The sequence below is a fragment of the Erwinia aeris genome, assembly GCF_041224955.1.
Classification (GTDB): domain Bacteria; phylum Pseudomonadota; class Gammaproteobacteria; order Enterobacterales; family Enterobacteriaceae; genus Erwinia; species Erwinia aeris.
On record NZ_JBGFFX010000024.1, the window covers coordinates 1 to 10477 of the forward strand.

Here is a 10477-nt window from a genome sequence, read left to right on the forward strand (position 1 = left end):
TCTCTGCCTCCCGCTCGCCTGCCGCCTGCCCTGCGAAGACCTATAAAAGCGCTGATATGGTGTCGATAAAGTGCCGTGGTGTCGATGTGGTGTCGATGTGGTGTCGATAAATTTTAGCTTAAGTTATTGAATATATTAGATTAGTGTTGTGGTGTCGATAATATCGCTACCTTTTCAAAAGCTATACACAATAGGGGGTAACGTATTACGTATTGGATCTTATAGCTGTATAAATAAACAGTATTCGTTATTAAATTTAAAATATTAATAATTATAAGCACAACTGCACTAAATCAATAATATCAATAAGTTATATTAAAATTTATCGACACCACATCAACACCACATCGACACTAAAGCACTAAAATAATAAATTCAACAACTTAGCAGGCTACCTGCTTCCGCGACCAATCACACAGCACCCTCGGAAATCGTGAGCTGTCTGGAACTTGCTTCCAGGCGGCGAGCGATTCGGCAAGCGCAGCGCGCCAGGGTCACCAGCGGCAGGCCATACGTATCATTTTTCCGGCTTTCCGGCGTCTCGCATACCATCGCGTTAACCCAAAACATTACGCGAACTTAACGCGGCATATAGCGAGATTAAGCGATGAAAGCACCACGTAAACCAGCGCCGCCCAGGCGCAAAGCGACGGACGAAACCAACGGACACTTAACCGGCAGGGCTGCCAGCCTGGCCGCTATTGAGCCGCACAAATTCCAGAAAGGCCAACCACGGCCAGCCGGTGCCGGTCGGAAGAAGCGCGCCACCGCGCAGAGCCTGCTGGACGAGCTGGTCGAAACGGTTGAGGCCGATATTGCAGCGGGGAAATGCCGGTCGGCGGGAAAGAGCGTCCAGGTGGCCTTGCTGCAGCGCTTGCTCGACTACTCGCCGCAGGTCGCCGCAGAGATCGCGAAGCGTATTCTCCCGGCCCCGCCACCGCGCCAACAGTTCGCGCCTGTTGTAATCGACGACTTGGATCCTACTGACGTAGACAGCATCGAAGCAGCGATTATCAAAACTACCGCCATGATAGCGGCAGGGGGCGACATAGCTTCCCTTTCAGCGGTGCAAACCCAGCTTCGCCAGCTTCTTGAGGATCGCATGTATGCCGCCGAGCTGCGCGCTGTTGAACTGATGTTGAATGAAGACCTTATGAGGCGCTCAAGATGAAAAAATACAGTCCTTCTCGCCTGCGAAAACTAATGAATCGGATCGAGGAGCTGCCGTCAAAAGCTAAAAACGGCACAGCTGAAAACGAAGGCCAGAGCCTTGCTACGGCCATACGCATTAAAAGCCTGTATGCCGCCTTCAAAGGCACCAATATTGATTTTGTCTGGCTGTCTGATGCGCTGCAGTGGGCATGGGAAGCACCGGGACAATCGCTGCCGGTTCGTTACTGGGATCTGCCGTGGGCTACGTTGCTTCAGGTGCTGCGTGACGAGAACGCGGCAGAAGCAACGCTTAGTGCGGCGTATGCCCTTGCAGAGGCCCCCAACGATACGCCCTGCCTGGCAGATATGCTAATTGCCATTGCAGAAAATTGCGTAGCCGCTGAACGGGGAGCGCTTGCCGTCATTAAGGCGCGGGATATCGCCAGCCGTCGTATACAAGCTCACCTGGACGTAACCACGGCTAAGTTACAGATCGAAGGGAGCGTCGCTTAATGAAATATTGCAACATTACGGCACTTCCGGCCGAAGTCGGCAGCCGCACGCTTATCGACTTCGAGAGCCTTACGGAGAAAAAATCAAAGGCGGCTTTGCAGGAAGGGCACCAGCCGCCACAGTTCGGCCGCTGCGCCGGTCTGCTGGTTCACCTGAAGGATATGGCCGAATATGGCCGCGACGCTTCAGGATGCCGCTACGTGCGTTTCTGCGAGGCTGACGGCTGGGAGCCTGTGACGCGTACCTCCATCAATTGGATGCGCGGCGTGCTGGCCCGGTCGCTGTGCGTGCCGGTAGCGCGGGAGGAAGTAAACGCCGTCGTGTCGTTCCTGTGCCACGCCAATCACACGGCAAACGTTCAATGGCAGCGACATATCGTGCCGCGTGCGCCGGTAAACCTGTCGGCATGGCAAACAGCATTAAGCGAGCGCTTCGATGGATCCTAAACCCGCTACGGCGGGTTTTTTATCGCCCAAAATTCACGAAATAGCGGCCTTATGTATCAAATTTTACCGAAATGACAATGTAACTGACAATGTAATTCAAAGAGCGGGCCGGGTGTAAAAGCAGCGGCCATACTGCGGATCCTGCACCCGGTGCCGCTCACCCTCATAACCAACAGCGAGATAACGAAGATGATGGAAAGTAAACACGGCGACGGCATCAAAGTACCTGAGCGCAAACGCGACCTTATCCGCGTTCACAGCGGCACATACAGCTGCACGATCTACCTGGACGAGCGCCCTGTGAATCTGAGCGCGCTTATCGGCCTGTCGAATAACGGCCAGTTCCTGGATGACTTCGTGCCGCGGCTGCTGGATGGCGAAGAGTTCGACGTAATAGGCGTCAGCGAAGCATTACTTCAGGCGTTACGCCGGGCAGTGGCAGCAGAAGGCGAAAAGCTATCAGCGCGTCCGCCTCGTGACGAGTACGGCAATATCGGCGGCAGCGTGATGGGAATGCGCCGTCTGGCGCTGCGCCGCAACATCGAAGATTAAGCACGGCACCAACACCGAACCGTAAGCCAGGCAACATTCTTTCAACCCATAGGAAATATCTGATGAACTCAACCGACGCAAAACGCGTAATCCTGGAGAACCAGCCTGGCAAGCGGTTCGCTTATCGCAACGTCACCGCCGCCCGTCTGGATGCCGACTTTTTTGAATTCATGACCAGACACAATCCTGCCGTGCGCATTGAGCACCTCGACGGCTATGCGGTCGCCGCAGCTGCAGCTATTCAGGCAGGCCAGCAGCCGCCCGCTTTCGTGCCGCAGGCCGAAGCCCGGTTCGACGATCAGGCGGCTGGCGACTTCACGGACGGAGAAATCGCGATGCGCTCCATTCTGATGCGCACTTCAACCGGCGGCCGCCGTATTTACTTCGAGAACCTGCCGCCGTTCGATATCCGCCGCGAGTTCGCCAGCTATATGCAGCAGCGCGGAGCCAGCATGCCTAACGACCCGAAAGAAGCGGCACGCCTGGCAAAAACGATGTGGGCCAACATGAGCAGAGGTGCATAAATGAATATCGAAACGAAACTGGGTCATCTGGCCGCGAAGTTTGATAGACGCTATCACAGTGAATATTCCGCACTGGTAAGCGGCAAAAAACCTAAAGCAAAGAGGCCAACAGAGGAAGAGTGGCTGGAGCTTCTGCAGCTGCAGCATGCCGTTACTGTGGAGCTGCTGACCAGCGTTAAAAGCCTGGCACATTTACACCGCCGGTTGATTATCTGGAAGTCGGCAGAGTTACAGCGCCTGCTGTGGCTGCAATGGAGCAATGACAAAGAAGAGTCCACAGGTTGGGTAGTGGCCGCCAGCGAGCGCCAGGCATGCCAGCTTCACACAATCGCCCGCCGTAACCTTTTTGCACGGCAGAAGGCCCAGCGCCAGGCCAAAACAACGAGCGCGTCTAAGGTGCTGCAATAATGAACAATACATTAAACGAAATTCCTGCAGACGAGCTACTGATTGGCCTGGTGCTTTTCGGCGTCGAAGCCAGCAGCGCGGCAACGGCCACAGCGAAGGAGCAGCGGATCGCGATCAATGCCCTTTTTGATGGCCTGCTATCAGATATGCCGAAGAAAAAACGCCGCGCCCACATCTCCAACGTTACCGATGCTTTAGTCAGTAATGGCGCGCTGCGCGTCAACCCAACCAGCCAGCGGCTGGCCTTCCATAACGTGGCTGGCCCGTTCACACAATCGCTCGCCAAAATCAAAGCGGCACTGGCTGAGGAGCTTAAATAATGAACATCAGAGAGCTGCTTATAAAGATTGGTGTGGATGCTGGCGGGGCCGCTCCGGCTATCGACCGCGTCGACGCCAAAGCGGAAAAGCTGAAGCAAACCTTCCGCGATTTAAACGGCATCATTAGAACCTTCGCGGCTGCGGCCACGATTAAGAGCATTCTTAACATGGGCGATTCGATGCAGTCGCTACAGGCCAGGATAGGCGCATCGACCGGCGACATTGCCGGGGCTAACGCCCAGCTGAACGACCTGGCTAAACACGCCAACGATAACCGCATGGACGTCGAAGCATATAGTGATAGCTGGGCCAAATTTAATACCGGCATGGCGCGGCTGGGCTATCAGACCAGCGATACAACGAAACTGGTAGATGGCCTGTCTGCCGCCTTTGGGGTGCTGGGAACACCCGCCGCAACGGCGCAGGGCGCGCTCTTCCAGCTAACGCAATCTATCAGCGGCGGCACCGTCCAGATGGAAGAGCTAAACAGCCTGGCGGACGCCGCCGGGCCGCTGTACGTCAGTCTGGCCGAAAGCATCGGCGGCACCGTACCGGCGTTTAAAAAGATGGTCAGCCAGGGCAAGGTTTCCAGCAAAATGCTGGCCGACGGCATCATTAAGCAGACGGCAAAATATATCGAGCAGCTGCGCCAGATGCCAATGACGCTGGGCAACGTTTGGACGATCATGCTCAATGACGTCAAAGTCGGCATTGGCAACCTTAACGCCAGCGCCAGCGCCATTCCGACCGTGGCTAAGAAAATCATGCAGGCCTGGGACTGGATGCGCGACAAGGCCAGTGCGCTTACGGATCAGCTGGGCGGGCCTAAAGGGCTGCTGATTGCTATCAAAGACCTGTTAACGCCGCTGGCGCTGCTTTATGCCGGTATTTATGCCTTTAAAACCGTCGCGTGGCTGACCACGCCGATCGGGCTGATCACGGCACTGGCTGCGGCAATCATGTTGCTTTATCAGGATTACAAAGCCTATAAATCAGGCGCTACGGACACCCTAGTAGACTGGAAAGCCTGGAAGCCGGAAATAGATGGCGCGATCAAAGGTATCAAGCTGCTGATGGACGCTTTAAAAACTATGACCGGGCAGGACAACGGCATTAAGGCGTTGTTCGAGGGGATTGCTACTTACGTAGGTGTAACCTGGTCGGCGCGCATGCTGGCAAGCTTCACCGCGCTTTTCTCCAACATTGATAAAGCGTTCCTGAAAACCAAATTCGGCCTGGCGATAGCTGGCGGGCTGGCGGCAAGTAGTTGGTGGGATGAAAACATCGGCAATCCCGCTGATGCAAAAGCAACCAGCTACAACAAAAACATCAAAGAAGGCGGCTGGCTGGATCGCAACTTCGGCGATACACCGTTGCTTCGCGGCAACTGGACGGGTGCCGTTAGCCCGGATGCCGTTAAGACAGGCGGCAGCGGCTTACCTGCGGCGAATGGCGGCGCGGTGCCGCGAGTGACCAATAACAACACGACTAACGCGCCGGTGAACGCGCCAGTAACGGTAAACATGACTGTTAATGCCGCGCCTGGTCAGTCGCCGGAAGAGATTGGCGCAAACGTACAGCGCGAATTCCAGCTACAGGCCGGGGACTTCTGGTCGCGCCAAATGAAACAATCCGTGGAGGACACTTACGGCAACACTCCATAAACCTTGCGGCGGCTACGGCTGCCGCAGTTATTAGTTACAACAGCCTTAAGAATGTTGGCACTAAGCTGCGAAAGAGTCAGATCTGTAGGTTTATCGCTCAGAATGCCAGACACAAAAAAGCCGCCTCGTTGGGCGGCTTCTTCGTTTCATGGTGTCGGCTATTTAATTATGCCGGTTGTCAGCAATGCGCAGCGGGCGTCCACATATTCCACCGTAAGCTCCACAAAAAACGCCTTGCTGTCGCTGTCGTCCTTTTTAAATGGCAGCTCGGCGAGAGCGGCGGCCATGCGTCCACTAACCACCTGCTTTAAATCCTCGCAGGTTTTGCCGTTCGCCACAACGCTTACAATCATGCGGTCAGTAGTTGCGCTGGTTTCCCCTGTTATGTCCTGCACTACCGGAGCCAGGAAAGGATACGAAACCGGCAGACCCTGAATATTTTGCTTGGCGTTGTTATAGCGTGAAATGGCTTGCGCCATATCAGCAGAACCGGCAAAGGCAGAGGCGGACAGTGTCAGTAGAGCAGCGGCAGCGATAAGGCGTTTCATGGTTGTTTCCTTTGTTGTGTGCGAGGCAGCATATTAATTAACCTCCAACTATCTTAATGCTATTTTATTTAGCTTAATAGTATTTAATTGCATTATTTTTATTCGCCCGATAAGATGCCGCCATACGCCATTGATTTCGCCCTGAGGGATCTCCGCCATGAGCATCAAACATCCTAACGCCGTTCGCCCTGTCAAAGCCGCAGCAGACCGCGCCAAAGTGCGCCAGCATATCGCCGACAACGGCCCGGCATGGCTGCTTCTTTTTCACGATATCGCGCTGCAAACCGGCTGGCGAACTGCCGATATTTGCCGCCTTGATCGCGACGCCTTCAACTTCACCGACGGCAGCGTGTCGATAACGATTGCGAAACAAACAAAAGCGGCTGGCACCAGGGCATTTATGGCCGCCGTGCGTAAAGAGCTGGCCACCATGAAGGACGTTGCCCTGGCGGCTAATGACCTCGCCGAATTCGTGCGGCTGAATAAGCTGGCGATCGTCGCACCTGCTTGCCCTGGTGAAGATGAAACGCTCGGCGCTCGCGTAGCGCGTGAAGAGACAGAAGCCACAATCGGAGCCATTATCGGGGCTGACGCGCTGGCTCGTGCCGTGGATGCGCGCCGCCGCGCAATGGCCGCAGGGCGCAAGACGGACACAAAACTACTGCACCCGGCAACGCTGGCGCAGATCAAGCGCATGTTAGCCACGCATACCCAGCCATGGCTGTTCAGCGGCCGCGTAACCGGCAGCAATCGCAATAAGACGGCCAGCGGCCACGTAACGCGGCAAAGCGTCTGGCGCGCCCTCGACCGGCTGCGCGATAGCGATAAGACGTTGCGCTCCATCGGCGTTAATTGCGCGAAGTTCAGCGCCTACAGCCTGCGGAAATCCTTCGCCTATAGCGAATTCGACCGCGCAGAAGCGGCAGGTAAAGACGGTCTGGCAGCGGCACGCGACAGCCTCGGCCACAGCGACAGCCGTATAACGGAGGCATATCTGTGCCGCGACGAGGAAGAGCAGGAAGCCATTAACAAAGCGCGCCTGGCGACGTTCGGCGGCCTGTTTAGCTACGCAGCATAGCAAAATAGCGTTAAATATAATTAAATACTATTATGGGCGAATCCGATGCCCAGGCATCACTACATCTTAAGGATTTGGTATGTCAGATATTATCAGCGCGCCGGAAGCGGCACGCCTTATCGGCGTTAGCCTGCCGACCCTCCACAACTGGCGCAAGAACCCGGATCGCTTCCCGGATACACCGCAGCCGGTCAGCCACCACGGCAACCACCAGAAGTACAGCCGACGCCAGGTAGAAGCCTGGTTACGCAAACACAACGGAGAGGATTAAGCATGTCATTACCTAAATTCGACATAACCAACCATCCCCCTTTGCTGCATTTTGAAGGCTCGGATAACTACACCACCATGTACGATATGCCTAACGATGCCTATGTAGCAGAAGTAAGAGACGAGGCATTACTGCACAGTGCTGTGTTGCTGTTGGCTATGGAGGAACACTGTACCAGCGTCGAATGGGAGGCCTTATGGACAGAGCAAGCTGATGGAAAAAATAAAGCACAGGCTACCTGGGAAGCCATTAATGGGGACTGGGCCGAGTTAAGCCCTCGCCTTAAAGTGCGTCGCTTTTGCAAAGAGCTGGGGCTGGGGCTGACTAATAAGGACATGCTGGACGCAGTGGAACATGAAATTAAATGGTTTTATGACGACTGGCAGCGCCGCCAGATATTATCGGCCGAGAACATGAAAATAGAAGCCATGAAAGCCTATCTTCGCGGCAAATAACCGGCATGTTACCTGCGCTCAGCCTCGCCAGTGCGGGGCTTTTTCACACCTCAAAGCAGCCTTTCTTTGTTCCTGCGATACAAGTTTTCGCGAAAACGAAAGCAGTGGTATAGTCACTTCGTCAACAAATAAAGCGAGATATCCAAATGAATAGATTACTGATAGGTGCTGGTAAAGCAGCGGAACTGCTGGGAGTTAGTCGCCCAACATTAAATAAATGGGCCTCGGAGCCTGAGCTTTATCCAGACGTGCCGCGTGTGGTGGAAAGAAGCATTAAAGGGCAGAGACGGTATGACGCAGCAGAGGTAATGCTTTGCGCCGAAAACAGAAGGAATAAAGCGGCATGAACGCAGAAATGAAAAAGCCCCGGCTTGCAGGCCAGGGCTTAAAAAGCGCGGCGTTTGCAGACGCCAACACATCAACTTCAGCACTAAAGGATTTTAGCATGGAAGGCGAGAAAACGACCAAACGTAAACCGGCACCACCACGTAAAAGTAAGGATATTTTAACCGACAACCGGAAAGAACGCCAGGAAAATACGCCGGATAATGTGGTGCGCATGCCCTCGCAGCCCGCGCGCAGACTGACGGCAGAAGAAAAGCGAGCACGCCACGCGGCCCGCCTGGCTAATGCCGATATCCCGATCACGTCGCCGTTTGAAAAAGACAAACGCAACGCTCACCGCAAAGCAGCCGGCACAGTGACAGCCAAACCGCAGCCAGCGGCACCGGCAGAGCCTAAAGCGACAGAACAGCCCATCAGTAACCTGCGTGAATCCATGCCGGAGACGACGATTGAATCGGGTATGGCTGTAGCCTCGAAACAGCCCGCCTATAGCGTCCATCCGGGGCTGGATGCCATGACGGAAGACGCGCGCGATAAATATCAGGAATGCAGGAAACAGGGATTACTCGAATCTAGCAGTATGGCTATGGCTCGTCTTGTAGACGACAAGACACGGTATCGCATCACCGATCGGCTATCCGGGTTGCCAGAATCTGTTAACGGCGGTATGGACGCATCCAGAATAAAATTAGGTAACTGGGTAGAAGAAGGAAACCCGGAAGACTATCTGAAACCGGCAGGCGTTATCGCAGGCGAGATAAAGCACGGCATGGGCCTTGCTCTCGCGTCAGACCCGGCCGGAGCGCGCGGATCACACCAGGGCTTATATTTCTACACCGGCAAAGTGTGGAAACCGGCCGTTAATATCCTGAGCGTATTGTCTGACGAATCAGATCGGCAGAATATGCCCGCCGACGATCGGCAGGTTAAAGCTATTGCCGCCGCGCTGCGTAACAGGCTGCCTTTCATGGGCGAGACTAAAGCCGATGCCGTGCCGTTCGATAACGGTGTGCTTATGACGTCCGGCCCGCAGGCTGGCACCATGCTGCCGCACAGCCCCGACTTTTACTTTCTCTCTACTAACGGCATCACCTGGACAGATGGCGCGCCGTCGCCCGTGTTCGATCGCTGGCTGGATTTTGTGACCGAGGGTAATGAGAACATGCGCAACGCATTGCGGGCTATGTTCTGGCACGTTCTGACCAATACCGGATTAAAGCACTTCTACGAACTGACAGGCGAATCTAACACCGGCAAATCCGTAGCGAGCAGCCTGTGCCGTTTACTGGCCGGGGGCAGCGCTAACGAATTCACTATCACGTTTGAAACGCTGCGAAAAGGCGGTACGCACCAGTTCGCACAGCTGCCAGGTAAACGCCTGATCCTGATGCCTGAGCAATTTAGCGACGGCGGCCCTAACGCGCTTGCAGCCTTAAAAGCACTGTCCAGCGGGGGCGAAGATACGGTATCAGTAGATATTAAACTGGGTGCTCAATTTTCATATTGCAACATGGCGCCGGTAGTTATCACCAATAACACCCCGTTGGTGTTGAAGGACGGTAGCCAGGGCATCGTTAACCGCCGCGTTACGATCTGCATGAACCGGGTAGTACCGGCAGCCCAGCGCGATCGGCTTCTAACCGAAAAGCTTAAAGCAGAGCTGGGTAGTATTGCATGGCAGCTGATGCGCGATTTTGACGCCAGCACCGCTAACAAGGCGCTTGAAACCTGGAAGACAAGCAGCACGGATTTGCAGGACGTAATGGAAGCCGGTGATATTGATTTTGCGTTCGCTAAACTACTGACGCCTGCGTCAGATAAGGCGGCCTGGAAAATAGGCCTTATGCCTAAAGACGACGATTTAAGAAACGGCACGGTAGACCTGCATCCTGATGCTGGGCTTTATCCGCTTTACGTGCATTATCGAAAAATGATGGGCGAAGAACGCGGCACGGTTAATCAACGCAGCTTCAGCAAAATGATCCTTAATCACCTGAACACCATTCACGGCGACAGCGCCGGATATACGGCTTATCAGCTTTATCGGTCCAGGGGCATTAATCGTTTACGCTGGCAGCCCACAGAGGAACTAAAAACGCTCCTTACTGGTGCCGATTCTGTCCGGGCGCAATTGCTGGACGACTCCGAATAAAGCTAACTCCGCATCACCAAAGCGCCCATAGTGGCGCTTTTTTTACGCC

13 protein-coding genes are annotated in these 10477 nt (G+C 54.6%); 12 read left to right on the plus strand and 1 reads right to left on the minus strand.

All coding sequences use genetic code 11. The features are described from left to right. The first annotated feature begins 607 nt into the window (after positions 1–607). The 8 genes from AB6T85_RS23565 (at position 608) to AB6T85_RS23600 (ending at position 5579) form a co-directional block, all read left to right on the plus strand. Positions 608–1171 (plus strand): hypothetical protein, encoded by a 564-nt coding sequence (locus AB6T85_RS23565; RefSeq protein WP_369897020.1) that lies wholly within the window; start codon positions 608–610, stop codon positions 1169–1171. After that, complete coding sequence (locus AB6T85_RS23570; RefSeq protein WP_369897022.1) at positions 1168–1665, plus strand: hypothetical protein; 498 nt, start codon at positions 1168–1170, stop codon at positions 1663–1665. Before AB6T85_RS23565 ends, AB6T85_RS23570 begins: the two co-directional genes overlap by 4 nt. Beyond that, on the plus strand, positions 1665–2111 hold the full coding sequence (locus tag AB6T85_RS23575; protein WP_369897023.1) for a hypothetical protein: 447 nt from the start codon (positions 1665–1667) through the stop codon (positions 2109–2111). The genes AB6T85_RS23570 and AB6T85_RS23575 overlap by 1 nt, the downstream gene beginning before the upstream one ends. A gap of 189 nt (positions 2112–2300) precedes the next feature. Beyond that, positions 2301–2663, plus strand: a complete 363-nt coding sequence (locus AB6T85_RS23580) for a hypothetical protein (protein WP_369897025.1) — start codon at positions 2301–2303, stop codon at positions 2661–2663. A 62-nt stretch (positions 2664–2725) separates the two neighbouring features. Beyond that, positions 2726–3187 carry a hypothetical protein gene (locus AB6T85_RS23585; RefSeq protein WP_369897027.1) on the plus strand — a complete coding sequence of 154 codons (462 nt, stop codon included), beginning with the start codon at positions 2726–2728 and terminating at the stop codon, positions 3185–3187. Next, on the plus strand, positions 3188–3595 hold the full coding sequence (locus tag AB6T85_RS23590; RefSeq protein ID WP_369897028.1) for a hypothetical protein: 408 nt from the start codon (positions 3188–3190) through the stop codon (positions 3593–3595). Next, the gene (locus AB6T85_RS23595; protein WP_369897029.1) at positions 3595–3915 is read left to right on the plus strand and encodes a hypothetical protein; all 321 of its coding nucleotides are present in this window, start codon (positions 3595–3597) and stop codon (positions 3913–3915) included. The genes AB6T85_RS23590 and AB6T85_RS23595 overlap by 1 nt, the downstream gene beginning before the upstream one ends. Further along, a complete protein-coding gene (locus AB6T85_RS23600) occupies positions 3915–5579 on the plus strand; it encodes a tape measure protein (protein WP_369897031.1) in 1665 nt (554 codons plus the stop codon). The genes AB6T85_RS23595 and AB6T85_RS23600 overlap by 1 nt, the downstream gene beginning before the upstream one ends. A gap of 158 nt (positions 5580–5737) precedes the next feature. On the opposite strand, the gene AB6T85_RS23605 is transcribed toward AB6T85_RS23600, so the two are convergent. Beyond that, a complete protein-coding gene (locus AB6T85_RS23605; RefSeq protein ID WP_369897033.1) occupies positions 5738–6127 on the minus strand; it encodes a hypothetical protein in 390 nt (129 codons plus the stop codon). A 157-nt stretch (positions 6128–6284) separates the two neighbouring features. On the opposite strand from AB6T85_RS23605, the gene AB6T85_RS23610 reads away from it, so the two are divergent. From AB6T85_RS23610 to AB6T85_RS23625, 4 genes are all read left to right on the plus strand, one after another. After that, complete coding sequence (locus tag AB6T85_RS23610) at positions 6285–7205, plus strand: site-specific integrase (protein ID WP_369897034.1); 921 nt, start codon at positions 6285–6287, stop codon at positions 7203–7205. A 79-nt stretch (positions 7206–7284) separates the two neighbouring features. Beyond that, on the plus strand, positions 7285–7476 hold the full coding sequence (locus tag AB6T85_RS23615; protein WP_369897035.1) for a helix-turn-helix transcriptional regulator: 192 nt from the start codon (positions 7285–7287) through the stop codon (positions 7474–7476). A gap of 2 nt (positions 7477–7478) precedes the next feature. Further along, a complete protein-coding gene (locus AB6T85_RS23620) occupies positions 7479–7931 on the plus strand; it encodes a hypothetical protein (RefSeq protein ID WP_369897036.1) in 453 nt (150 codons plus the stop codon). A 445-nt stretch (positions 7932–8376) separates the two neighbouring features. Then, complete coding sequence (locus AB6T85_RS23625; protein ID WP_369897038.1) at positions 8377–10428, plus strand: DUF5906 domain-containing protein; 2052 nt, start codon at positions 8377–8379, stop codon at positions 10426–10428. The last annotated feature ends 49 nt before the right edge of the window (positions 10429–10477 follow it).

Excerpts from the sequence above, each read along its gene's own strand:
- AB6T85_RS23620 (WP_369897036.1), top strand. The coding sequence starts at position 7,479 with ATGTCATTACCTAAATTCGACATAACCAACCATCCCCCTTTGCTGCAT.
- AB6T85_RS23590 (WP_369897028.1), top strand. The coding sequence starts at position 3,188 with ATGAATATCGAAACGAAACTGGGTCATCTGGCCGCGAAGTTTGATAGA.
- AB6T85_RS23580 (WP_369897025.1), top strand. The coding sequence starts at position 2,301 with ATGATGGAAAGTAAACACGGCGACGGCATCAAAGTACCTGAGCGCAAA.
- AB6T85_RS23585 (WP_369897027.1), top strand. The coding sequence starts at position 2,726 with ATGAACTCAACCGACGCAAAACGCGTAATCCTGGAGAACCAGCCTGGC.
- AB6T85_RS23570 (WP_369897022.1), top strand. The coding sequence starts at position 1,168 with ATGAAAAAATACAGTCCTTCTCGCCTGCGAAAACTAATGAATCGGATC.
- AB6T85_RS23610 (WP_369897034.1), top strand. The coding sequence starts at position 6,285 with ATGAGCATCAAACATCCTAACGCCGTTCGCCCTGTCAAAGCCGCAGCA.
- AB6T85_RS23600 (WP_369897031.1), top strand. The coding sequence starts at position 3,915 with ATGAACATCAGAGAGCTGCTTATAAAGATTGGTGTGGATGCTGGCGGG.
- AB6T85_RS23595 (WP_369897029.1), top strand. The coding sequence starts at position 3,595 with ATGAACAATACATTAAACGAAATTCCTGCAGACGAGCTACTGATTGGC.
- AB6T85_RS23565 (WP_369897020.1), top strand. The coding sequence starts at position 608 with ATGAAAGCACCACGTAAACCAGCGCCGCCCAGGCGCAAAGCGACGGAC.
- AB6T85_RS23615 (WP_369897035.1), top strand. The coding sequence starts at position 7,285 with ATGTCAGATATTATCAGCGCGCCGGAAGCGGCACGCCTTATCGGCGTT.
- AB6T85_RS23605 (WP_369897033.1), bottom strand. The coding sequence starts at position 6,127 with ATGAAACGCCTTATCGCTGCCGCTGCTCTACTGACACTGTCCGCCTCT.
- AB6T85_RS23625 (WP_369897038.1), top strand. The coding sequence starts at position 8,377 with ATGGAAGGCGAGAAAACGACCAAACGTAAACCGGCACCACCACGTAAA.
- AB6T85_RS23575 (WP_369897023.1), top strand. The coding sequence starts at position 1,665 with ATGAAATATTGCAACATTACGGCACTTCCGGCCGAAGTCGGCAGCCGC.